The organism is Pseudomonas sp. YA1, from assembly GCF_058680555.1.
Genome location: NZ_JBZWBG010000025.1, coordinates 55,096 through 77,476 on the forward strand (window position 1 = coordinate 55,096; position 22,381 = coordinate 77,476).

Sequence of the window (22,381 nt, forward strand, 5' to 3'; positions counted from 1 at the left end):
AGGCCTGTCATGAGTGATTACGAGCCGTTGCGTCTGCATGTCCCGGAGCCCACCGGGCGTCCTGGCTGCAAGACCGACTTTTCCTATCTGCACCTGTCCCCCGCCGGCGAGGTACGCAAGCCTCCGGTGGATGTCGAGCCCGCCGAGACCAGCGACCTGGCCTACAGCCTGGTACGCGTGCTCGACGACGACGGCCACGCCGTCGGTCCCTGGAACCCGCAGCTCAGCAACGAACAACTGCTGCGCGGCATGCGGGCGATGCTCAAGACCCGTCTGTTCGACGCGCGCATGCTCACCGCGCAACGGCAGAAAAAGCTTTCCTTCTATATGCAGTGCCTCGGCGAGGAAGCCATCGCCACCGCCCATACCCTGGCCCTGCGCGACGGCGACATGTGCTTCCCGACCTATCGCCAGCAAGGCATCCTGATCACCCGCGAATACCCGCTGGTGGACATGATCTGCCAGCTTCTCTCCAACGAGGCCGACCCGCTCAAGGGACGCCAGTTGCCGATCATGTACTCGAGCAAGGAGGCCGGCTTCTTCTCCATCTCCGGCAACCTCGCCACCCAGTTCATCCAGGCGGTCGGCTGGGGCATGGCCTCGGCGATCAAGGGCGACACGCGCATCGCCTCGGCCTGGATCGGCGACGGCGCCACCGCCGAGTCGGACTTCCACACCGCCCTCACCTTCGCCCATGTCTACCGCGCGCCGGTAATCCTCAACGTGGTCAACAACCAGTGGGCGATCTCCACCTTCCAGGCCATCGCCGGCGGCGAAGGCACCACCTTCGCCAACCGTGGCGTGGGCTGCGGGATCGCCTCGCTGCGGGTCGACGGCAATGACTTCCTGGCGGTCTACGCCGCCTCCGAGTGGGCCGCCGAGCGCGCCCGGCGCAACCTCGGGCCGAGCCTGATCGAATGGGTCACCTACCGCGCCGGCCCGCACTCGACTTCGGACGACCCGTCCAAGTACCGCCCCGCCGACGACTGGACCAACTTCCCGCTGGGCGACCCGATCGCCCGCCTGAAGCGGCACATGATCGGCCTCGGCATCTGGTCGGAGGAACAGCACGAAGCCACCCACAAGGCCCTCGAAGCCGAAGTGCTGGCCGCGCAGAAACAGGCGGAGAGCCACGGCACCCTGATCGACGGCCGGGTGCCGAGCGCCGCCAGCATGTTCGAGGACGTCTATGCAGAACTGCCGGAGCACCTGCGCCGGCAACGCCAGGAGCTCGGGGTATGAATGCCATGAACCCGCAACACGAGAACGCCCAGACGGTCACCAGCATGACCATGATCCAGGCGCTGCGCTCGGCGATGGACATCATGCTCGAGCGCGACGACGACGTGGTGGTGTTCGGCCAGGACGTCGGCTACTTCGGCGGCGTGTTCCGCTGCACCGAAGGCCTGCAGAAGAAATACGGCACCTCGCGGGTGTTCGATGCGCCGATCTCCGAGAGCGGCATCATCGGCGCCGCGGTCGGCATGGGTGCCTACGGCCTGCGCCCGGTGGTGGAGATCCAGTTCGCCGACTACGTCTACCCGGCCTCCGACCAGTTGATCTCCGAGGCGGCGCGCCTGCGCTATCGCTCGGCCGGCGACTTCATCGTGCCGATGACCGTACGCATGCCCTGTGGCGGCGGCATCTACGGCGGGCAGACGCACAGCCAGAGCCCGGAGGCGATGTTCACCCAGGTCTGCGGCCTGCGCACGGTGATGCCGTCCAACCCCTACGACGCCAAGGGCCTGCTGATCGCCTGCATCGAGAACGACGACCCGGTGATCTTCCTCGAGCCCAAGCGCCTCTACAACGGCCCGTTCGATGGCCACCACGATCGCCCGGTGACGCCCTGGTCCAAGCACCCGGCGAGCCAGGTGCCGGACGGCTACTACAAGGTGCCGCTGGACAAGGCGGCGATCGTCCGCCCCGGCGCGGCGCTGACCGTGCTGACCTACGGCACCATGGTCTACGTGGCCCAGGCCGCGGCCGACGAGACCGGCCTGGACGCCGAGATCATCGACCTGCGCAGCCTCTGGCCGCTGGACCTGGAAACCATCGTCGCCTCGGTGAAGAAGACCGGCCGCTGCGTCATCGCCCACGAGGCGACCCGCACCTGCGGGTTCGGCGCCGAACTGATGTCGCTGGTGCAGGAGCACTGCTTCCACCACCTGGAGGCGCCGATCGAGCGCGTCACCGGTTGGGACACCCCCTACCCGCATGCCCAGGAGTGGGCGTATTTCCCCGGCCCCGCGCGCGTCGGCGCGGCATTCAAGCGTGTGATGGAGGTCTGAATGGGTACCCATGTGATCAAGATGCCGGACATCGGGGAAGGCATCGCCGAGGTCGAACTGGTGGAGTGGCATGTCCAGGTCGGCGACTCGGTCAATGAAGACCAGGTCCTCGCCGAGGTGATGACCGACAAGGCCACGGTGGAGATTCCCTCGCCGGTGGCCGGACGCATCCTCGCCCTCGGCGGCCAGCCGGGCCAGGTGATGGCGGTGGGCGGCGAACTGATCCGCCTGGAGGTGGAAGGCGCCGGCAACCTCGCCGAGAGTCCGGCCGCGGCGACGCCGGCCGCGCCCGTCGCAGCCGCCCCGGAGGAACCCAAGGAGACCCCGGTCGCGCCGCCGAAAGCCGCCGCCGAAGCGCCGCGCGCCTTGCGCGACAGCGAGGCGCCACGGCAGCGGCGCCAGCCCGGCGAACGCCCGCTGGCCTCCCCCGCGGTGCGCCAGCGCGCCCGCGACCTGGGCATCGAGTTGCAGTTCGTGCAGGGCAGCGGTCCCGCCGGACGCGTCCTCCACGAGGACCTCGATGCCTACCTGACCCAGGACGGCAGCGTCACGCGCAGCGGCGGCGCCGCGCAAGGGTATGCCGAGCGACACGACGAACAGGCGGTGCCGGTGATCGGCCTGCGTCGCAAGATCGCCCAGAAGATGCAGGACGCCAAGCGACGCATCCCGCATTTCAGCTATGTCGAGGAAGTCGACGTCACCGACCTGGAAGCCCTGCGCGCCCATCTCAACCAGAAATGGGGTGGCCAGCGCGGCAAGCTGACCCTGCTGCCGTTCCTGGTCCGCGCCATGGTCGTGGCGCTGCGCGACTTCCCGCAGTTGAACGCGCGCTACGACGACGAGGCCGAGGTGGTCACCCGCTACGGCGCGGTGCACGTCGGCATCGCCACCCAGAGCGACAACGGCCTGATGGTGCCGGTGCTGCGCCACGCCGAATCGCGCGACCTCTGGGGCAACGCCAGCGAAGTGGCGCGCCTGGCCGAAGCCGCGCGCAGCGGCAAGGCGCAACGCCAGGAGCTGTCCGGCTCGACCATCACCCTGAGCAGCCTCGGCGCGCTCGGCGGGATCGTCAGCACACCGGTGATCAACCATCCTGAGGTGGCCATCGTCGGCGTCAACCGCATCGTCGAGCGACCGATGGTGGTCGGCGGCAACATCGTCGTGCGCAAGATGATGAACCTCTCCTCCTCCTTCGACCACCGGGTGGTCGACGGGATGGACGCGGCGGCCTTCATTCAGGCCGTGCGCGGCCTGCTCGAACATCCTGCCACCCTGTTCCTGGAGTAAGCGATGAGCCAGATCCTGAAGACTTCCCTGCTGATCGTCGGCGGCGGTCCCGGCGGCTACGTCGCGGCGATCCGTGCCGGGCAACTGGGCATTCCCACCGTACTGGTGGAGGGCGCCGCCCTCGGCGGCACCTGCCTGAACGTCGGCTGCATCCCGTCGAAGGCGCTGATCCACGCCGCCGAGGAATACCTCAAGGCCCGCCACTATGCCGGCCGGTCGGCGCTGGGCATCCAGGTACAGGCGCCGAGCATCGACATCGCCCGCACCGTGGAATGGAAGGACGCCATCGTCGACCGCCTCACCAGCGGCGTCGCCGCGCTGCTGAAGAAACACGGGGTCGATGTCGTCCAGGGCTGGGCGAGGATCCTCGACGGCAAAAGCGTGGCGGTCGAACTCGCCGGCGGCGGCAGCCAGCGCATCGAGTGCGAGCACCTGCTGCTGGCCGCCGGCTCGCAGAGCGTCGAGCTACCGATCCTGCCGCTGGGCGGCAAGGTGATCTCCTCCACCGAGGCGCTGGCGCCCGGCAGCCTGCCCAAGCGCCTGGTGGTGGTCGGCGGCGGCTACATCGGCCTGGAGCTGGGTACCGCCTACCGCAAGCTCGGCGTCGAGGTGGCGGTGGTGGAAGCGCAACCGCGCATCCTGCCGGGCTACGACGAAGAACTGACCAAGCCGGTGGCCCAGGCCTTGCGCAAGCTGGGCGTCGAGCTGTACCTCGGGCACAGCCTGCTGGGCCCGAGCGAGAACGGCGTGCGGGTCCGCGACGGCGCCGGCGAGGAGCGCGAGATCGCCGCCGACCAGGTACTGGTGGCGGTCGGCCGCAAGCCGCGCAGCGAAGGCTGGAACCTGGAAAGCCTGGGCCTGGACATGAACGGCCGGGCGGTGAAGGTCGACGACCAGTGCCGCACCTCGATGCGCAATGTCTGGGCCATCGGCGATCTCGCCGGCGAGCCGATGCTCGCGCACCGGGCCATGGCCCAGGGCGAGATGGTCGCCGAGCTGATCGCCGGCAAGCGTCGCCAGTTCGCCCCGGTGGCGATCCCCGCGGTGTGCTTCACCGATCCGGAAGTGGTGGTCGCCGGGTTGTCCCCGGAGCAGGCGAAGGATGCCGGCCTGGACTGCCTGGTGGCGAGCTTCCCGTTCGCCGCCAACGGCCGCGCCATGACCCTGGAGGCCAACGAAGGCTTCGTCCGCGTGGTGGCGCGTCGCGACAACCATCTGGTCGTCGGCTGGCAGGCGGTGGGCAAGGCGGTCTCGGAACTGTCCACGGCCTTCGCCCAGTCGCTGGAGATGGGCGCCCGCCTGGAAGACATCGCCGGCACCATCCACGCCCATCCGACCCTCGGCGAAGCGGTCCAGGAAGCCGCCCTGCGCGCGCTGGGACACGCCCTGCACATCTGACTCCCGCGAACCTCGGTAGCCGGCCAACCACCGGCGCACATTACCCCCTTGCCCGTCGGGCAAGGGGGCTTTTTTCGTGGCCGCGAACCGGGTCGTCAGCAGGTCTCACCGCCCTGCGCGATCCCCCGCCCCTCACTCCGTCTCCAGCAACCCATGCCGCAAGCTCCCCGCCGCCAGGCGCTGGCGAATATCCTCGTCGATCCGCGGATCGTCCGGGCGGTACAGGCGCACCTGGCGGTAGGCGTTGATCCGGTTGATTTCCGCACCGAGGTACTCCCAGACCACCCGGCTGCATGCCGGGGTCCGCCGGTCACCGCTGGAAACGCCCATCTTCAGGCCGTTCAGGCGGGTGATACGGCTCTTGAAACTGGGAATGAGGATGGTCTGGCTCATCTCGTTGAGGGTCAGCGACTCGTAGTCGATCAGGAACACCCGGTCCTGCAACTGGAAGGCCGCGCCGAGATAGCGGCAACGCGCCCACTCCTCTGCCTGCACGTCGGTACTGCTGGTGCGCTCCTGGCGTTCCTGGCGCTCGAAGAGGAACACGCCGTCCTCCTCGTAGAGATGCACCAGGGAGAGCAGGATGCTGCCTGGCACCGACATGCAGTTGGCATATTCGAAGTAGTAGCCGCAGTAGCGGCCCAGGTCGCCGGCCTCGGCGCGCAGCGGTTGCAGCAGCCGCAACAGCGGGTCGTTGCTGGACTGGCGCGGCTGGGCGCTGGCACGGGCGCCGATCAGGCGGGCGAACTGTTCGGGCGGCAAGCCCAGCTCGTAGTCCTCGACGCCGAAGAAGTCGCCGATCCGCTTGCGGTTGTAGGGCGTCGGCTGGCTCTGGCCGCTGAGGTACTTGTTGAACTGCGCGCGATTGATCGCCAATTGCCGGCAAACCTCGGAAATCGAGCGGTAATGGCTGCAAAGCAGCTTGAGATTGGCGCCCAGGTGCTCGGACATCGGCGGCTCCGAAAGTGATGCTATGGACGCGATTCTAGCATCAGGTCGCATCAAGCAGGAGCAACCCGCGAAATTGTAACCGGGTGCGTCATGGCCAACCATGCGCCGCGCACCAAGGCGCTGCCGCAGCGCACGCCGACACCAGAATAAGAACCGAGGTAGACCTCCATGCTTGAAATGCTCAACGATTTCCTTTCCGGAAAAGTCCTCATCGTCCTGATCGTCGGCCTGGGTGCCTACTTCACGATCCGTTCGCGTTTCGTCCAGTTCCGCCACTTCGGCCACATGTTCGGCGTATTCAGGGAATCGCTGCGCGGCCAGGCCGGCCAGCTCAGTTCCTTCCAGGCCCTGATGCTGAGCCTCGCCGGCCGGGTCGGCGCCGGCAACATCGCCGGGGTCGGCATCGCCGTGACCCTCGGCGGTCCGGGGGCGGTGTTCTGGATGTGGGTCACCGCGCTGGTCGGCATGTCCAGCAGCTTCTTCGAATGCACCCTGGCCCAGGTCTACAAGCGCAGCGACGGCGACGGCCTGTATCGCGGCGGCCCGTCCTACTACATCCAGCACGGCCTGAAGCTGCGCTCGATGGCGGTGGTCTTCGCGGTGCTCCTGCTGGTCACCTACGGCTTCGCCTTCAACGGCCTGCAGTCCTACACCGTCACCCATTCGCTGCAGAACGCCTTCGGCTTCGCTCCGCAGCACACCGGGATCGCCCTGGCGGTGCTGCTCGGCGTGGTCTTCATCGGCGGCATCAAGCGCATCGCCGCGGTCTCCGACCTGCTGGTGCCGATCAAGACCCTGGCCTACATCGGCGTCACCCTGTACGTCATCGCCAGCCAGATCGAGCACGTCCCGGCAATGCTGGAAACCATCGTCAAGAGCGCCTTCGGCCTCGACCCGGCGTTCGGCGGCCTGCTCGGCAGCGCCATCGTGATGGGCGTCAAGCGTGGCGTCTTCGCCAACGAGGCCGGCCTGGGCAGCGCGCCGAACGTCGCCGCGGTCGCCGCCGTGCGCCATCCGGCGGCGCAGGGCGTGGTCCAGGCCTTCAGCGTGTTCCTCGACACCTTCGTGATCTGCACCTGCACCGCCCTGCTGATCCTGCTTTCGGGCTTCTACACCCCGGGCTTCGAAGGCGACGGCATCGTCCTCACCCAGAACTCCCTGGCCGCGGTGGTCGGCGACTGGGGCCGGGTGTTCGTCAGCGTGGCCCTGTCGCTGTTCGTCTTCACCTGCATCCTCTACAACTTCTACCTGGGCGAGAACAGCCTGCAGTTCCTCAGCCGCAACCGCCTGGTGCTGATCGGCTACCGCGCGCTGGTGCTGGCCCTGGTGGTCTGGGGCTCGGTGCAGGACCTGTCCACCGTGTTCGCCTTCGCCGACATCACCATGACCTGCCTGGCCTTCGTCAACCTGATGGCCCTGGCCCTGCTGTTCAAGGTCGGCCTGCGGGTGATGCGCGACTACGACGTGCAGCGCCGCGCCGGGATCAAGCAGCCGGTGTTCGACTCGGCGCAGTTCGCCGACCTCGACCTGGACCGCGAAGCCTGGCCCGCCGGCCAGCACGCCGAGCCCCCGGCGCAGGCGGACGCCGAGCCGCTGCCGAGCGGCACTCGCTGAGTTTCGCGCAGGCGCCCTCCCCCTGGAGCGGCGCCTGCGCCACAATGGCGTCCCCTCTTCGCACGTCCGTCGCGAAAAGGCCCGACACAAGGATTACGGATGCTCCCAGTCAAGAACCTCTTCGTGCTCTACACCGGCGGCACCATCGGCATGCTGCAGACCCCTCAGGGACTGGCTCCGGCCGGTGGCTTCGAAGCGCGCATGCGCGACCACCTGCAAAGCCTCGGCGACGCCCCGGACCTGCGCTGGCGCTTCGCCGAACTGCAACCGCCGCTGGACAGCGCCAACATGACCCAGGGCAACTGGCTGGCGATGCGCGACGCCATCGTCGCCGCGCTCGACGCCGGCCACGACGGCGTGCTGCTCCTGCACGGCACCGACACCCTGGCCTACAGCGCCGCGGCGCTGTCCTTCCTGCTCCTCGACCTGCCGATCCCGGTGCTGCTGACCGGCTCCATGCTGCCGGCCGGCGCGCCGGGCAGCGATGCCTGGGACAACCTGGTCGGCGCCCTGCGCGTCCTCCAGGAGGGCCACGCGCGCGGCGTACAGGTCTATTTCAACGATGCCCTGCTGCACGGCGCGCGGGTCAGCAAGCTGCGCAGCGATGCGTTCGACGCCTTCGCCGAACTGCCGCGACCACGCCACGCCGAGCATGCGCCGGTGCCCGCGGCGCTCGGCTACCGCCAGCCGCGCCGGGAAGTGAACCTCGCCGTGCTGCCGCTCTATCCAGGGCTGCGCGCCGTGCACCTGCGCGGGCTGCTCGACAGCGGCGTGGAAGCGCTGCTGCTGGAATGCTATGGCAGCGGCACCGGCCCGTCCGACGACGAGGAGTTGCTGGCGACCCTGCGTGAAGCCCACGCCCGCGGCGTGCTGCTCGCCGCGGTCAGCCAGTGCGCCTATGGCCAGGTCGAGTTCGGCGTCTACGCCGCCGGCAGCCGCCTGCGCGACGCCGGCCTGCTCTCGGCTGGCGGAATGACCCGCGAGGCGGCCCTGGGCAAGCTCTTCGGCCTGCTCGGCGCCGGCCTCGGACGCGACGAAGCGCAACGCTGGTTCGCCCTCGACCTGTGCGGCGAGAACGCCGACTGACCGCCCTGCGGCCGCCCGCCGGCGGCCGCTTCCTTCCGCCCTCCCCGCGATACGCGACAACGCCCGCGGCCCGCCCGTGCCCGGCGCCCATCGTCAAGCTTCAGCGAACAGTGTTTCCGGCCTTCCCCGGTTTATCCCCCGGCGGCGAGTCCACAGGATGTCGCCTTCCGCTGCCGGCCCCGCCGGCATCCGCCCACAAGGAGGAAACACCTGCATGTACGCCATCGCCGAAGACACCCTTCCCGCACGCGTATTGAAAGAACTGTTGCTCTATCGCCGCCGTTACCCCGAGCATCGCCAGAGCGCCAGCGAAGCGGACGAGATCCGCCGCATCGAACAGGTCCAGTTGCCGCGCATCGCCGCCTTCATCGAAGCCGGCGAGCCCATCGAGTTCGTCCTGCCAGCGTTTCCGGCCAAGTCGCCGAACCCCGGCAAGGTCCTCGACAGCCGTCCGGACATGGCCGAGCGCCTGTCGCTGTCGTTCCTCAACCACCTGTGCCAGCGCATCCAGCTGTTCTATGCACCGGGCGCGAAGATCACCGTCTGCTCCGACGGCCGGGTGTTCGGCGACCTGGTGAGGATCGGCGATGCGCACATCAGCGCCTACCAGGATGCCTTGCGCCTGATGATCGAGGAGATCGGCGCCACCCATATCGGCGTGTTCAACCTGGAGGACGTACGCGCCTTCGAGGCCCAGCGCGACAACCACGAGCAGCTCCGCCAGTTGCTGATCGACGGCTACGCCGAGCCGCTGGAAAGCATCCGCGAGACCCTGCTGGCCAGCGAAGAAGGCCTGCTGCTGTACCGCGCCATCACCCGCTTCCTCTACGAGGACGGCCTGACCCCCGACTACCAGGGCTCGAAGACCGCCCTGCAACGCGACGCCAAGGAGCGCGCCTACGGGGTGATCCAGCGCAGCTGGGCCTGGGGCGCGCTGCTGGCCGACCAGTTCCCCCACGCGATCCGCCTGTCCATCCATCCGCAGCCGGCGGACAGCCTGAAGTTCGGCATCCACATGATGCCGACCCGCGACGACTGGCTGACGCCCTGGCACGGCGTGGCGGTGAACACCGAAGACCGCTTCGTGCTGATGAAGCGCAGCGAGGTGCTGGAACTCGGCGGCGAACTGGTGCAGATCAACGGCCAGCCCAGTCACTACCGCCTGCCGGCCAGGGCCGCCCGGCGCGCCGCCGTGGCCTGAGCCCGAGGAGCCAGACGATGAACGCCTATCTCAGCGATCAACCGGTACGTCTCTCGCCGCTGCGCGACGAACAGGGCAACCAGCCGCGCTTCGGCCTGCTGCTGGAGCCCGGCCGCCCCGGCATGCACGTCGGCGAGCTGCCGGCGCAGTGGCTCAAGGGCCTGGCGCGCAGCCACCACCTGTTGCTCCTGCGCGGCTTCGCCGCCTTCGCCGACGCCGAGAGCCTGACCCGCTACTGCCACGACTTCGGCGAAGTCATGCTGTGGCCGTTCGGCGCGGTGCTCGAGCTGGTGGAACAGGAAGGCGCCGAGGACCACATCTTCGCCAACAACTACGTGCCGCTGCACTGGGACGGCATGTACCTGGAGACGGTGCCGGAATTCCAGCTGTTCCACTGTGTCGACGCGCCCGGCGACAGCGACGGCGGCCGCACCACCTTCAGCTCGACCCCGGCGGCGCTGCAACTGGCCGACAGTAGCGAGCTGGAACTCTGGCGCCGCGCCAGCGGCCGGTACCAGCGCAGCGCGGCGCACTACAGCAGCCGCTCGGCGGCGCCGATAGTCGAGCGCCACCCGCGCCGCGAATTCCCCATCCTGCGTTTCTGCGAACCGCCGGTCGAGGGCGACGCCAGCTTCATCAACCCCTCCGAGTTCCACTACGACGGCATCGCCCCGGAACAGCGCGGTGAACTGCTCGCCAGCCTGCGCCGCTGCCTGTACCACCCACAGGCGCACTACGCCCACCGCTGGCGCAGCGACGACCTGGTGATCGCCGACAACCTGACCCTGTTGCACGGTCGCGAGGCCTTCACCCACCGCGCGCCGCGCCACCTGCGGCGGGTGCATATCCACGCCGAGCCGGCGCTGCGCAACCCGCACCTGCAGCGCGACTGACCGCCCCGCCGGCCGTGCGCGCCACGGCCGGCGTCCCGACAAGGAACCAGCATGAGCCATTCCGTCCCCAACGCGCTGATGACCGGCGCCGACTATCTCGACAGCCTGCGCGACGGTCGCCAGGTCTACCTCAACGGCGAACGGGTCGCCGACGTCACCCGGCACAGGGCGTTCCGCAACGCCTGCCGCAGCATCGCCGGGCTCTACGACGGCCTCCACGGCGAGCAGCGCGACGTCCTCACCCGGGTCGATGCCCAGGGCCGCCGCAGCCACCGCTTCTTCACCCCCGCGCAGAACGCCGAGGACCTGCTCGGCGCGCGCGAGGCGATCGGCTGCTGGTCGCGCATGACCTACGGCTTCATGGGGCGTACCCCGGACTACAAGGCGGCGTTCATGTCCGGGCTGGAAGCCGGCGCCGGCTTCTACGGCGACTACCGGCAGAACGCCTGCGCCTGGCACCGCGCCTTCGCCGACCGCGGGCTGTTCCTCAACCACGCGATCATCAATCCGCCGCTGGACCGCAGCAAGGCGATCCACGAGATGCGCGACGTGTTCGTCCACGTCGAACGCGAGACCGACCAGGGTATCGTCGTCAGCGGGGCGAAGATGCTCGCCACCGGCAGCGCCATCACCAACGCCACCTTCGTCGCCCCGGTCGCCTCGGCGCAGATGGAGGCCGGCAAGGCCGAGGACTTCGCCGTTGTGTTCTTCACCCGCATGGACAACCCCGGCCTGCGCCTGATGTGCCGGCCATCCTACGAGGAGCGCGCGAGCAGTCCCTTCGACTACCCGCTGTCCAGTCGTTTCGACGAGAACGACAGCGTGCTGCTGTTCGACAAGGCGCTGATTCCCTGGGAGGACGTCCTGGTCTACCGCGACCTGCGCCGCGCCACCGGCTTCTATGCCGAGTCGGGCTTCGCCAACCTGTACAACTTCCAGTCCGGCATCCGCCTCGGGGTGAAGCTGGAACTGATGATCGGCCTGCTTTCCCTCGGCGTGCGCGCCAATGGCACCCAGGGCTTCCGCGGGATACAGGCGGCCCTCGGCGAGCTGATCGCCCTGCAGCACCTGCTGCAGGCGCTGACCACCGCCATGGCCCGCGACCCGGAGCGCAACGCCGCCGGTTCGGCGGTGCCGCGCCTGGAGTACGCCAATGCCCTGCGCATCCAGGTGCCGCAGATCTGGAAGCGTGTCCGCGAGTTGCTGGAAAGCGCCCTCGGCGGCGCCCCGCTGGTCACCGTCTCGGGCGCCGCCGACCTGCGCGACGGCGAGGCGCGGCGGCTGGTGGACAGCTACTACCGCGGTGCCGAGCTGGAGCCGGAGCAGCGCCTGAAGCTGTTCAAGCTGATCTGGGACGCCACCGGCAGCGAGTTCGGCGCGCGCCACGCGGTCTATGAGAGCCATTATTCCGGCAATGCCGAGCAGATCCGCCTCGACTCGCTGGCCTGGGCCAGCCGTCGCGGGCACCTGGCCTACTGCGAGGCGATGGTCCAGCGCTGCATGGCCGACTACGACATCCACGGCTGGCTGCGGGGGTCCTGGCAGCATGACTGAGCGTAAACGCTGGCTGGCCGGCTGCCTCTCGGCCCTGCTTTCCCTGCCGCTGGCCGCCGCCGTGCCGGGCCCGGACGCGCCGGCCGACCTGGCGCGCGGCAAGGCGATGGCGCAGAAGATGTGCTCGCGCTGCCACGACGACGACGGCAACGGCGGGCCACGACCGAACCGCAGCTACCCGAAGCTCGCCGGGCTCGACCGGGAATACCTGTACAAGCAGATCTACGACCTCAAGACCCAGCGCCGGCGCAACCCGGCCACCAACGGTCGCGGCGAGGAGCTGAGCGCGGCGGACGTGGTCAACGTCTCCGCCTGGTTCGCCGCCCAGCGCATGAGCGCCGGCGAGCAGACCCTGGCCGACCCGAGGCAACGCGAACGCGGCCGCCAGCTCTTCGAAGGCGGCCTGGCGCAGCGCGGCGTACCCCCCTGCGTCACCTGCCACGGCCCCGCCGCCCAGGGCCTGGCGGCGCTGAAGGCGCCGCGCCTTGCCGGGCAATGGGCGGAATACCTGGCAACCCAGTTGCACGGCTTCCGCGACGGCAAGCGTGGCAACAGCGCGACCATGCGCGCGGTCGCCGGCGGCCTGGAGGATAGCGACATCCAGGCGCTCGCCGGCTACCTGGGCAGCCTGGGGCCGTAAGGCGAATAGCCGCTCGCGGTTATCCGCCGCCTATCCATGACGTCGGTGGCGGATAACGCCGGTGGCGTTATTCGCCCTCCCGCCCAGGCACGGATGCCCGGCGTCATTCGCCCTGCGCCAGGCGGAACGGCTCGCGACCGAGATGCTCGCGCAGCGACTCGATGAACGCCCTGACCCGCACCGGCATGTAGCGCGCCGAGGGGTACAGGGCATAGATGCCGCCCTGCGGCAGGTGCCAGCCAGGTAGCAGCCGGACCAGCCGCCCGCGGGCGATCTCGCGGGCCACCAGGAAGCTCGGCAGCACGCTGACGCCGGCACCGTCGAGCACCAGGCGGTACACCGCCAGGGTGTTGTTCGCCAGCAGGCGCCCTCGGGTCTGTACCGTGGCACGCTCGCGCTGGCGTTCGAAGGTCCAGGTCCAGGGCGTGCTCAGGCGGGTATGGCCGATCCATTCGCAGCGCGCCAGGTCGTGCGGCTGGAGCACCGGCGACAAGCCGGCGAGGTATCCCGGCGTCGCCACGGCAACCTGCTGGAAGTCGCACAGCTTGCTGGCATGCAGGCCGGAATCGCGCGGCCAGCCGATACGCACCGCGAGGTCGATGCGCTGGCCGACCAGATCGCTGAACTGGTCGTCGGCCAGCATTTCCACCTGGACCTTGGGAAACTGCCGGATGAACGCCGCGGAAACGCTGCTGATGTGCCATTTGACGAAATCCTGCGGCGCGGTGATGCGCAACCGGCCGCTGGGCTCGCCCTGCAGGTCGCGCACATCGGAGAGCGCGCCGTCCAGCTCGCCGAGCATGCGCTGGGCCACGCCGAACAGCAGTTCGCCGCGATCGGTAAGGGTCATGCGACGGGTGGTACGGGTCAGCAACTGGATCCCGAGGTCGGCCTCCAGGCGTCGCAACTGCTCGCTGAGTAGCGATTTCGACAAGCCCAGGGCCTCCGCCGCGGCGGTGAAGCTGTTGTGTTCGGCGACGGCGACGAAGGCATACAAGTGATTCAGGTTCAGATGATTCAATCGCTCCAGGGCGGCGCTCATCCTGTCATTCCTTAGCCGGGAAGTGGGTCCGGACGGGTCTTGTCGAAAAAATCCTGCTGCGACGGAACGGCGGCATTCGACAGGACCCGCAACGATCGGTGAGCGTGATGACGCGACCGGGCGGTCAGGTCGTCGTTAAAGACCGCCAGGCGCGCATAAGTTTCAGCGCGCCACCTTCGTTTTCCGATAAGTGAGAACTGCTTCAGACGGTCGGCCGGGTGCTTTCATGTCAGCGAGCCCCGCCTGATTGATCGCTTTCTACCGACAAACCACTCTTAAAGTAGTTTCTCAAGTATTGGACAAACTTCCTTTTTATTTATGGAGATACGGCACATTCATTCCATTCGACATTAATAATCGAAAGCCATCATGCGAAACGATTATTCGTTTTTCATGAACAGCCTCCTGGCTGTCATGCCTGACCGCCCCTCGGTAGGCGTTTTTTTCCGTTGACGGGAATCGGCCTTCTGGTATTTTCTGAAACCGGTTTCAGCTCCTGGCATCCGCTGGCGAAGACCAGCCGGACACACCAATAAGAACAGCACCAAGAGGTACCAGGTCCGTGAATGGTTCAGTACTGCCCAGCCGTGGCCGCGTCACCATCAACCAGGTGGCCGAGGCCGCCGGCGTCTCCAAGGCCAGCGTGTCGCGCTATATCGGCGGCGACCGCCAGTTGCTCGCCGATGCCACCGCCCGGCGCATCGAGCGCGCCATCGACCAGCTCGACTACCGCCCCAACCAGATGGCCCGAGGCCTCAAGCGCGGGCGCACACGGCTGATCGGAATGCTGGTGGCGGACATCCTCAACCCCTACTCCGTGGCCGTCATGCATGGCGTGGAAACCGCCTGCCGCGAACACGGCTACAGCCTGGTGGTGTGCAATACCGACCGCGACGACGAGCAGGAACGTCATCACCTGGCCGCCCTGCAGTCCTACAACGTCGAAGGACTGATCGTGAACACCCTCGGCCACCATCCCGGCGAACTGCGCGCCCTGCACCGCGAACTGCCGATGGTGCTGGTGGACCGCCAGTTGGCCGAGCTGGATACCGACCTGGTCGGCCTGGACAACGCCGACGCCGTCGAACAGGCCCTCGACCACCTTCAACAACGCGGCTTCCGCGACATCCTGCTGGTCACCGAACCGCTCGACGGCACCAGCTCGCGGATCGAGCGGGTCCAGGCCTTCAATGCCTCCATCGGCCGGCGACCGGCGCTCAAGGGCCAGGTCCTGCAGACCGACGACTTCTTCCGCGACGGCCTGCGCGCCTTCCTTTCGGCCAGCGGCCCCGGGCCGAAGGCGCTGTTCACCTGCAACGGCGTCGCCACCCTCTGCGCCACCCGCCAACTGCGCGACCTCGGCTGCCGGCTGTTCGACGAGGTCGGCCTGCTGGCCCTGGACGAACTCGACTGGTACCCGCTGGTGGGCAGCGGCATCACCGCCCTCGCCCAACCCACCGACGAAATCGGCCGCACCGCCTTCGAGCGCCTTCTGGCGCGACTCGAAGGCGACCGCGAGCCGGCGCGCCGGGTGACCTTCCCGGCGCAACTGATCGTTCGCGGCTCGACCCATCCACGCGGCTAGCGGCCTGCCGCCGGCGCGTTGCCGGCGGCTTTCGCACGGCCTGAAATGAAACCGGTTTCAGAGGATCGCCAATGTCCCTTCACCCTGTCTCCATCAGTCTTTCCAGCTACGGCGCGGACCTCGTTCGCAGTCGCGGCCAGGCCAGCTTCCTGCCCCTGCTGGGGATGGCCGGCGCGCAGCGCGTGGAACTGCGCGAGGAACTCTTCGCCGGCCCGCCGGATACCGAAGCGCTGACCGCCGCCATCCAGTTGCAGGGGCTGGAATGCGTGTTCTCCTCGCCCCTCGAGCTGTGGCGCGAAGACGGCCAGTTGAACCCCGAGCTGGAGCCCACCCTGCGCCGCGCCGAAGCCTGCGGGGCCGGCTGGCTCAAGGTCTCGCTCGGTCATCTGCCGGAACAGCCCGACCTCGCCGCCCTCGCCCGGCGCCTGGCGCGCCACGGCTTGCAACTGCTGGTGGAGAACGACCAGACGCCCCAGGGCGGCCGGATCGATGTGCTGGAACGCTTCTTCCGCCTCGCCGAGCGCCAGCAACTGGACCTGGCGATGACCTTCGACATCGGCAACTGGCGCTGGCAGGAGCAGGCGGTGGACGATGCCGCCCTGCGCCTGGGCCGCTACGTCGGCTACGTGCACTGCAAGGCGGTGATCCGCAACCGCGACGGCAAGCTGGTCGCGGTACCGCCGTCGGCCGCCGACCTGCAGTACTGGCAGCGCCTGCTGCAGCATTTCCCGGAAGGCGTGGCGCGGGCCATCGAATACCCGCTGCAGGGCGACGACCTGCTCAGTCTCAGCCGCCGGCACATCGCCGCCCTCGCCCGCCTCGGCCATCCCCAGGAGGAACGCCAGCATGGCTGACTTCGAGATCCTCTGCTTCGGCGAGACCATGGCCATGTTCGTCGCCGAACAGCCCGGCGAACTGGACCGCGTCGAGCAGTTCGGCAAGCGCATCGCCGGCGCCGACAGCAACGTCGCCATCGGCCTCGCCCGCCTCGGCTTCGCGGTGGCCTGGCTGAGCCGGGTCGGCGACGACTCGCTCGGCCGTTTCGTACTCGACAGCCTGACTCGCGAGGGTCTCGACTGCCGCTTCGTCGAGGTCGACGCGCAAGCGCCCACCGGGTTCCAGATGAAGTCCCGCGAGGTCGATGGTGCCGACCCGCGGGTCGAGTACTTCCGCCGCGGCTCGGCGGCCAGCCGGCTGGGCCTCGCCCACATCCGCGAAGAAATGCTCGGCGCCCGCCACCTGCACGCCACCGGCATTCCGCCGGCACTCTCGGCGAGTGCCTGCGAACTGTCCCACGAACTGATGCGGCGCATGCGCGGCAAGGGCGCCAGCCTGTCCTTCGACCCCAACCTGCGGCCCTCGCTGTGGCCCAGCGAGCGCCGCATGATCGCCGAGATCAACGCCCTCGCCGCGCACGCCCACTGGGTCCTGCCGGGCCTGGAGGAAGGCCGCCTGCTCAGCGGCTGGCAGGAACCCGCGGATATCGCCGCGTTCTACCTGGACATGGGCGTCGACGCGGTGGCGATCAAGCTCGGCCCGAGCGGCGCCTACTATCGCGATGCCCACGGCGAAGGGCTGGTCCCCGGCGTACCGGTGGCGACCGTGGTGGACACCGTGGGCGCCGGCGACGGCTTCGCGGTCGGGGTGGTCAGCGCGCTGCTGGAAGGCCTGCCGCTGCCCGACGCGGTGGCGCGCGGCAACTGGATCGGCAGCCGCGCGGTACAGGTCCGCGGCGACATGGAGGGGCTGCCGAAACGCAGCCAACTGCTCGACCGCGAGCGCCGCAAGAGCGCCTGAACCCGCCGCCCACGCGGCACCTGTTGCGACAAGAACAAGACAAGCTCAGGAGATACCCGACCATGACCATGCCTCGCCTCGCCAGCAGCCGCTGGTGGTACATCATGCCGATCGTTTTCGTCACCTACAGCCTGGCCTACCTGGACCGCGCCAACTACGGCTTCGCCGCCGCCTCCGGGATGGCCGACGACCTGCGGATCACCCCCGGGCTGTCCTCGCTGCTGGGCGCGCTGTTCTTCCTCGGTTACTTCTTCTTCCAGGTGCCGGGGGCGATCTACGCGGAAAAGCGCAGCGTCAAGAAGCTGATCTTCGTCAGCCTGATCCTCTGGGGCGGACTGGCCACCCTGACCGGGATGGTCGCCAACGTCTACCTGCTGATCGGCATCCGCTTCCTCCTCGGCGTGGTCGAGGCGGCGGTGATGCCGGCGATGCTGGTCTACCTCTGCCACTGGTTCACCCGCGCCGAGCGCTCGCGGGCGAATACCTTCCTGATCCTCGGCAACCCGGTGACCATCCTCTGGATGTCGGTGGTCTCCGGCTACCTGGTGGAGCATTTCAGCTGGCGCTGGATGTTCATCATCGAAGGCCTGCCGGCGGTGATCTGGGCCTTCATCTGGTGGCGCCTGGTGGATGACCGCCCGCGCCAGGCCGCCTGGCTGAGCGGCTCGGAAAAACGCGCCCTGGAAGACGCCCTAGCCGCCGAGCAGCAGGGCATCAAGCCGGTGAAGAACTACCGCGAGGCGTTCCGTTCGCCAAAGGTCATCGTCCTCTCGCTGCAGTATTTCTGCTGGAGCATCGGCGTCTACGGCTTCGTCCTCTGGTTGCCGTCGATCCTCAAGCACGGCGCCAACATCGACATCATCGAAGCCGGCTGGCTGTCGGCGCTGCCCTACCTGGCGGCGGTGATCGCCATGCTCGGGGTGTCCTGGGCCTCGGACCGGTTGCAGAAACGCAAGCGTTTCGTCTGGCCGCCGCTGCTCATCGCGTCCATCGCCTTCTACGGTTCCTACGCCCTCGGCAGCGAGCACTTCTGGCTGTCCTACGCCCTGCTGGTGCTGGCCGGGGCCTGCATGTACGCGCCCTACGGACCGTTCTTCGCCATCGTCCCGGAAGTCCTCCCGGCCAACGTCGCCGGCGGCGCCATGGCGCTGATCAACAGCATGGGCGCGCTGGGCTCGTTCTCCGGCTCCTGGCTGGTCGGCTACCTGAACGGCATCACCGGCGGGCCCGGGGCTTCCTATCTGTTCATGAGCGGAGCGCTGCTGCTGTCGGTGCTGCTCACCGTGTTCCTCAACCCGCACGCCGACAAGCGCGAGCCCGATGCCGCTCGCGCGCACGCCTCGCGGCGGGCGGCGCCGGCCCACCCCTGACCGACTCCGGAGCATCCGATGAAGAAAGTGGTTCTCTACAAACGTCTCTCCGCGCCCCTGATGGAACGCCTGCGCGAACGGGTCGAGGTGCTCCTGGTCGAGGAGCCCGGCCGCGACGGCCTGGCCCGCCTGCGCGACGCCCTGCCCGAGGCCCACGGCCTGCTCGGCGCCAGCCTGCGCCTGGACGCCGGACTGCTCGACCTGGCACCGCGACTGGAAGCCATCGCCAGCGTCTCGGTGGGCGTCGACAACTATGACATCGACTACCTCGACCGCCGCGGCATCCTCCTCAGCAATACCCCCGACGTGCTCACCGAGACCACCGCCGACACCGGCTTCGCGCTGATCCTGGCGACAGCCCGGCGGGTAGTGGAACTGGCCGGCTGGGTGCGCGCCGGGGAATGGAAGAAGAGCGTCGGCGCCGCCCAGTTCGGTACCGACGTGCATGGCAAGACCCTCGGTATCGTCGGCATGGGCCGCATCGGCGAGGCCCTGGCCCGGCGCGGGCACCACGGCTTCGGCATGCGCGTGCTGTACCACAGCCATAGCCCGAAGCCCCACGTCGAAGAACGTTACGCAGCGAGCTACCGCCCCCTCGACGCGCTGCTCGAGGAATCCGACTTCGTCTGCCTGACCCTGCCGCTGACCGCCGCCACCGAAGGCCTGATCGGTGCCGCGCAGTTCGCCCGGATGCGCCCGCAGGCGATCTTCATCAACATCTCCCGTGGCCGGGTGGTCGACGAGGCGGCCCTGATCGAGGCCCTGGCCCAGCGGCGGATCCGCGCCGCCGGCCTCGACGTGTTCGAGCGCGAGCCGCTGTCTCCCGACTCGCCGCTGCTGCGCCTGCCGAACGTGGTGGCCACCCCGCACATCGGCTCGGCCACCGAGGAAACCCGCGAAGCCATGGCCCGCTGCGCGGTAGACAACCTGCTGGCCGCCCTCGCCGGCGAGCGGCCGCTGAACCTGGTCAATCCTTCGGCCTGGGCGCGACGGCGAGGCGCCTGAAGGCCGCGCCGGGCCGACGCCCGGCGCGCCGTTCTGCTTCACTTGCCGGTATTGGCCTGCCTGAATCCTTGCTGAAACGTTTTTTCAACGTGACACATGAACTTATAATTAGCCTGCTAATCATTATCAGAAAGACGAAACCGTGATGATCCAGAGAGGACCCCACCATGCCCGATGACAAGGCCGTCAACGGCCGCCGCGACTTCCTGCGCAAGACCCTGACCGTGATCCCGGCGGTGACCCTGGCCGGCTATGGCGTCGGCCATGCCATGCAGACGCCCGCCGCCGAGCAGGACAAACCCCGCGAACGCTACCAGCCTCGCTTCTTCACCAACACCGAATGGGCTTTCGTCAACGCCGCGGTGGCGCGACTGATCCCCAGCGACGACAACGGCCCCGGCGCCATCGAGGCCGGGGTGCCGGAGTTCATCGACCGACAGATGGAAACCCCCTACGGGCACGGCGCCCTCTGGTACATGCAGGGGCCGTTCGTCACCGACGCCGCGCCGGAGTTCGGCCATCAGTTGAAGCTGGTGCCACGCGACATCTACCGGGTCGGCATCGCCGCCCTGGAACGCTGGAGCAAGGCCAACCAGGGCAAGCCGTTCGCCGAGCTGGAGCCGTCGGCGCAGGACGACATCCTGCAACGCCTGGAAGCCGGCCAGATCGACCTGCAGGACCTGCCGGCCAAGCTGCTCTTCGGCCAGTTGCTGCAGAACACCCACGAAGGCTTCTTCTCCGATCCGCAGCACGGCGGCAATCGCGGCCTAGTGGGCTGGAAGCTGGTCGGTTTCCCCGGCGCCCGCGCCGACTTCATGGACTGGGCCGACCGTGGCGAGAAGTATCCCTTCCCGCCGGTGGCGATTTCCGGCGAGAGGGGCTGAACATGGCGACGACACTCAAACCGGTGGACGCGGTGGTGGTCGGCTTCGGCTGGACCGGAGCGATCCTCGCCAAGGAGCTGACCGAGGCCGGGCTCAACGTGGTGGCGCTGGAGCGCGGCGAGAACCGCGATACCTATCCCGACGGCGCCTACCCCAACACCCTCGACGAGCTGACCTACAACACCCGCGGCAAGCTGTTCCAGAATCTCTCCAAGAGCACCGTGAGCATCCGCCACGGGATCAACGACACCGCGCTGCCCTACCGCCAGCTCTCCGCCTTCCTTCCCGGCGACGGCGTCGGTGGCGCCGGCCTGCACTGGTCCGGCGTGCATTTCCGGATCATGCCCGAGGAACTGCGCTTGCGCAGTCACTACGAGGAGCGCTACGGCAAGAAATTCATCCCCGAAGGCATGACCATCCAGGACTACGGGGTCAGCTACGAAGAGCTGGAGCCGCACTTCGATTTCGCCGAGAAGGTCTTCGGCACCTCCGGCACCGCGCATACGGTCAAGGGCCAGGTGGTCGGCACGGGCAATCCGTTCGCCGCCGACCGCTCGGACGACTTCCCGCTGCCGGCGTTGCGCCAGGTGTACTCCGCGCAACTGTTCCGCAAGGCCGCCGAGGAACTCGGCCTGCACCCCTACGACCTGCCGGCGGCCAACGCTTCGGGGCCCTGGACCAACCCCTACGGGGTGCAGATGGGGCCGTGCAACTTCTGCGGCTTCTGCAGCGGCTACGCCTGCTACATGTATTCCAAGGCCTCGCCGAACCTGAACATCCTGCCGGCGCTGCGCCAGACCCCGCTGTTCGAACTGCGCGCCAACTGCAACGTGCTCAAGGTCAACCTCGACAGCGACGGCAGGCAGGCCACCGGCGTGACCTACGTCGACGCCCAGGGGCGCGAGATCGTGCAGCCGGCGAAGCTGGTGATCATCAGCGCCTTCCAGTTCCACAACGTGCGCCTGCTGCTGCTCTCCGGCATCGGCAAGCCCTACGACCCGCGCACCGGCGAGGGCGTGGTGGGGAAGAACTTCGCCTACCAGAACATGGCCACCATCAAGGCGTTCTTCGACAAGGACGTGCATACCAACCCCTTCGTCGGCACCGGCGGCGGCGGCGTGGCGGTGGACGACTTCAACGCCGACAACTTCGACCACGGACCGCTGGGCTTCGTCGGCGGCTCGCCGATGTGGGTCAACCAGGCCGGCTCCAAGCCGATCGGCGGCCTCGCCGTGCCGCCCGGCACGCCGAGCTGGGGCAGCGGCTGGAAACAGGCGGTCAAGGACGCCTACACGCACACCGTGTCGATGGACGCCCACGGCAGCAACATGACCTACCGCGACAACTACCTCGACCTCGACCCGACCTACAAGGACGCCTACGGCCAGCCACTGCTGCGCATGACCTTCGACTGGAAGGACAACGAGATCCGCATGAGCCGCTACGTCACCGAGCACATGCGCAAGATCGCCGAAGCGATGAACCCGAAGGCCATCTCGGTGAGCGTCAAGAACTTCGGCGACCACTTCAATACACGGGTCTACCAGACCACCCACCTGCTCGGCGGGGCGATCATGGGCAGCGATCCGAAGACCAGCGTGCTCAACCGCTACCTGCAGAGCTGGGACGTGCACAACGTCTTCGTCATGGGCGCCTCGGCCTTCCCCCAGGGCACCGGCTACAACCCCACTGGGCTGGTGGCGGCGCTGGCCTACTGGTCGGCCAAGGCGATCCGCGAGCAATACCTGAAGAACCCCGGTCCGCTGGTGCAGGCATGAGGAGC

Annotated in this window: 19 protein-coding genes; 17 read left to right on the forward strand and 2 right to left on the reverse strand. The window is 68.3% G+C overall.

The genetic code is table 11. The features are described from left to right. The first annotated feature begins 9 nt into the window (after window positions 1–9). Genes AC4OR5_RS27795 through lpdA form a run of 4 tightly spaced genes read left to right on the forward strand, consistent with a single transcriptional unit; the run spans window position 10 to window position 4,976 of the window. On the forward strand, window positions 10–1,242 hold the full coding sequence (locus tag AC4OR5_RS27795; RefSeq protein WP_003111886.1) for a 3-methyl-2-oxobutanoate dehydrogenase (2-methylpropanoyl-transferring) subunit alpha: 1,233 nt from the start codon (window positions 10–12) through the stop codon (window positions 1,240–1,242). Beyond that, on the forward strand, window positions 1,239–2,291 hold the full coding sequence (locus AC4OR5_RS27800) for an alpha-ketoacid dehydrogenase subunit beta (protein ID WP_003089248.1): 1,053 nt from the start codon (window positions 1,239–1,241) through the stop codon (window positions 2,289–2,291). The genes AC4OR5_RS27795 and AC4OR5_RS27800 overlap by 4 nt, the downstream gene beginning before the upstream one ends. Further along, window positions 2,292–3,578, forward strand: a complete 1,287-nt coding sequence (locus tag AC4OR5_RS27805; protein WP_034027025.1) for a dihydrolipoamide acetyltransferase family protein — start codon at window positions 2,292–2,294, stop codon at window positions 3,576–3,578. It begins immediately after the preceding gene. A 3-nt stretch (window positions 3,579–3,581) separates the two neighbouring features. Then, entirely contained in the window at window positions 3,582–4,976 is a 1,395-nt protein-coding gene (lpdA, locus tag AC4OR5_RS27810) for a dihydrolipoyl dehydrogenase (RefSeq protein WP_003120146.1), read from the forward strand. A 132-nt stretch (window positions 4,977–5,108) separates the two neighbouring features. Here lpdA and AC4OR5_RS27815 read toward each other — a convergent pair whose 3' ends face one another. Then, a complete protein-coding gene (locus AC4OR5_RS27815) occupies window positions 5,109–5,927 on the reverse strand; it encodes a transcriptional regulator (protein ID WP_003089253.1) in 819 nt (272 codons plus the stop codon). Between the two features lie 168 nt (window positions 5,928–6,095). Here AC4OR5_RS27815 and AC4OR5_RS27820 point away from each other — a divergent pair, with 168 nt between their 5' ends. The 6 genes from AC4OR5_RS27820 (at window position 6,096) to pvcD (ending at window position 12,915) form a co-directional block, all read left to right on the forward strand. Next, entirely contained in the window at window positions 6,096–7,541 is a 1,446-nt protein-coding gene (locus tag AC4OR5_RS27820) for an alanine/glycine:cation symporter family protein (RefSeq protein ID WP_003089254.1), read from the forward strand. 99 nt (window positions 7,542–7,640) lie between these two features. Next, window positions 7,641–8,627 (forward strand): asparaginase, encoded by a 987-nt coding sequence (locus AC4OR5_RS27825; protein ID WP_029610308.1) that lies wholly within the window; start codon window positions 7,641–7,643, stop codon window positions 8,625–8,627. Between the two features lie 214 nt (window positions 8,628–8,841). Continuing rightward, a complete protein-coding gene (pvcA, locus tag AC4OR5_RS27830) occupies window positions 8,842–9,828 on the forward strand; it encodes a paerucumarin biosynthesis protein PvcA (protein WP_003110739.1) in 987 nt (328 codons plus the stop codon). A 17-nt stretch (window positions 9,829–9,845) separates the two neighbouring features. After that, complete coding sequence (pvcB, locus tag AC4OR5_RS27835; protein WP_029610307.1) at window positions 9,846–10,721, forward strand: paerucumarin biosynthesis oxygenase PvcB; 876 nt, start codon at window positions 9,846–9,848, stop codon at window positions 10,719–10,721. A 51-nt stretch (window positions 10,722–10,772) separates the two neighbouring features. Further along, window positions 10,773–12,275 (forward strand): paerucumarin biosynthesis protein PvcC, encoded by a 1,503-nt coding sequence (gene pvcC, locus AC4OR5_RS27840; RefSeq protein ID WP_058160000.1) that lies wholly within the window; start codon window positions 10,773–10,775, stop codon window positions 12,273–12,275. After that, a complete protein-coding gene (gene pvcD, locus AC4OR5_RS27845; protein ID WP_003120142.1) occupies window positions 12,268–12,915 on the forward strand; it encodes a paerucumarin biosynthesis heme-binding protein PvcD in 648 nt (215 codons plus the stop codon). The genes pvcC and pvcD overlap by 8 nt, the downstream gene beginning before the upstream one ends. A 103-nt stretch (window positions 12,916–13,018) precedes the next feature. Here the strand turns inward: pvcD and ptxR are convergent, their stop codons facing one another. Further along, window positions 13,019–13,957, reverse strand: coding sequence for an HTH-type transcriptional regulator PtxR (gene ptxR / locus AC4OR5_RS27850; protein WP_003124663.1), 939 nt, complete (start codon window positions 13,955–13,957; stop codon window positions 13,019–13,021). A 562-nt stretch (window positions 13,958–14,519) separates the two neighbouring features. Between ptxR and ptxS the strand changes: the two genes are divergently transcribed. The 7 genes from ptxS (at window position 14,520) to AC4OR5_RS27885 (ending at window position 22,376) form a co-directional block, all read left to right on the forward strand. Continuing rightward, window positions 14,520–15,542, forward strand: a complete 1,023-nt coding sequence (ptxS, locus tag AC4OR5_RS27855; RefSeq protein WP_003089268.1) for a transcriptional regulator PtxS — start codon at window positions 14,520–14,522, stop codon at window positions 15,540–15,542. 71 nt (window positions 15,543–15,613) lie between these two features. Then, complete coding sequence (locus AC4OR5_RS27860) at window positions 15,614–16,396, forward strand: apurinic/apyrimidinic endonuclease family protein (RefSeq protein ID WP_003139446.1); 783 nt, start codon at window positions 15,614–15,616, stop codon at window positions 16,394–16,396. Then, window positions 16,389–17,339, forward strand: a complete 951-nt coding sequence (locus AC4OR5_RS27865; protein WP_003110743.1) for a sugar kinase — start codon at window positions 16,389–16,391, stop codon at window positions 17,337–17,339. The genes AC4OR5_RS27860 and AC4OR5_RS27865 overlap by 8 nt, the downstream gene beginning before the upstream one ends. A gap of 62 nt (window positions 17,340–17,401) precedes the next feature. After that, window positions 17,402–18,709 (forward strand): MFS transporter, encoded by a 1,308-nt coding sequence (locus tag AC4OR5_RS27870; protein WP_003110744.1) that lies wholly within the window; start codon window positions 17,402–17,404, stop codon window positions 18,707–18,709. An 18-nt stretch (window positions 18,710–18,727) separates the two neighbouring features. Further along, window positions 18,728–19,714 (forward strand): 2-hydroxyacid dehydrogenase, encoded by a 987-nt coding sequence (locus AC4OR5_RS27875; RefSeq protein WP_003120140.1) that lies wholly within the window; start codon window positions 18,728–18,730, stop codon window positions 19,712–19,714. Between the two features lie 167 nt (window positions 19,715–19,881). Further along, entirely contained in the window at window positions 19,882–20,598 is a 717-nt protein-coding gene (locus AC4OR5_RS27880; RefSeq protein ID WP_003110746.1) for a gluconate 2-dehydrogenase subunit 3 family protein, read from the forward strand. Between the two features lie 2 nt (window positions 20,599–20,600). Further along, window positions 20,601–22,376: a GMC family oxidoreductase gene (locus AC4OR5_RS27885; RefSeq protein WP_019484369.1), complete on the forward strand. Its 1,776-nt coding sequence runs from the start codon at window positions 20,601–20,603 to the stop codon at window positions 22,374–22,376. The last annotated feature ends 5 nt before the right edge of the window (window positions 22,377–22,381 follow it).

What these genes read in the sequence shown, in the direction of transcription:
- AC4OR5_RS27795 (WP_003111886.1), top strand. Translation starts at nt 10, where the DNA reads ATGAGTGATTACGAGCCGTTGCGTCTGCATGTCCCGGAGCCCACCGGG.
- AC4OR5_RS27800 (WP_003089248.1), top strand. Translation starts at nt 1,239, where the DNA reads ATGAATGCCATGAACCCGCAACACGAGAACGCCCAGACGGTCACCAGC.
- AC4OR5_RS27805 (WP_034027025.1), top strand. Translation starts at nt 2,292, where the DNA reads ATGGGTACCCATGTGATCAAGATGCCGGACATCGGGGAAGGCATCGCC.
- lpdA (WP_003120146.1), top strand. Translation starts at nt 3,582, where the DNA reads ATGAGCCAGATCCTGAAGACTTCCCTGCTGATCGTCGGCGGCGGTCCC.
- AC4OR5_RS27815 (WP_003089253.1), bottom strand. Translation starts at nt 5,927, where the DNA reads ATGTCCGAGCACCTGGGCGCCAATCTCAAGCTGCTTTGCAGCCATTAC.
- AC4OR5_RS27820 (WP_003089254.1), top strand. Translation starts at nt 6,096, where the DNA reads ATGCTTGAAATGCTCAACGATTTCCTTTCCGGAAAAGTCCTCATCGTC.
- AC4OR5_RS27825 (WP_029610308.1), top strand. Translation starts at nt 7,641, where the DNA reads ATGCTCCCAGTCAAGAACCTCTTCGTGCTCTACACCGGCGGCACCATC.
- pvcA (WP_003110739.1), top strand. Translation starts at nt 8,842, where the DNA reads ATGTACGCCATCGCCGAAGACACCCTTCCCGCACGCGTATTGAAAGAA.
- pvcB (WP_029610307.1), top strand. Translation starts at nt 9,846, where the DNA reads ATGAACGCCTATCTCAGCGATCAACCGGTACGTCTCTCGCCGCTGCGC.
- pvcC (WP_058160000.1), top strand. Translation starts at nt 10,773, where the DNA reads ATGAGCCATTCCGTCCCCAACGCGCTGATGACCGGCGCCGACTATCTC.
- pvcD (WP_003120142.1), top strand. Translation starts at nt 12,268, where the DNA reads ATGACTGAGCGTAAACGCTGGCTGGCCGGCTGCCTCTCGGCCCTGCTT.
- ptxR (WP_003124663.1), bottom strand. Translation starts at nt 13,957, where the DNA reads ATGAGCGCCGCCCTGGAGCGATTGAATCATCTGAACCTGAATCACTTG.
- AC4OR5_RS27860 (WP_003139446.1), top strand. Translation starts at nt 15,614, where the DNA reads ATGTCCCTTCACCCTGTCTCCATCAGTCTTTCCAGCTACGGCGCGGAC.
- AC4OR5_RS27865 (WP_003110743.1), top strand. Translation starts at nt 16,389, where the DNA reads ATGGCTGACTTCGAGATCCTCTGCTTCGGCGAGACCATGGCCATGTTC.
- AC4OR5_RS27870 (WP_003110744.1), top strand. Translation starts at nt 17,402, where the DNA reads ATGACCATGCCTCGCCTCGCCAGCAGCCGCTGGTGGTACATCATGCCG.
- AC4OR5_RS27875 (WP_003120140.1), top strand. Translation starts at nt 18,728, where the DNA reads ATGAAGAAAGTGGTTCTCTACAAACGTCTCTCCGCGCCCCTGATGGAA.
- AC4OR5_RS27880 (WP_003110746.1), top strand. Translation starts at nt 19,882, where the DNA reads ATGCCCGATGACAAGGCCGTCAACGGCCGCCGCGACTTCCTGCGCAAG.
- AC4OR5_RS27885 (WP_019484369.1), top strand. Translation starts at nt 20,601, where the DNA reads ATGGCGACGACACTCAAACCGGTGGACGCGGTGGTGGTCGGCTTCGGC.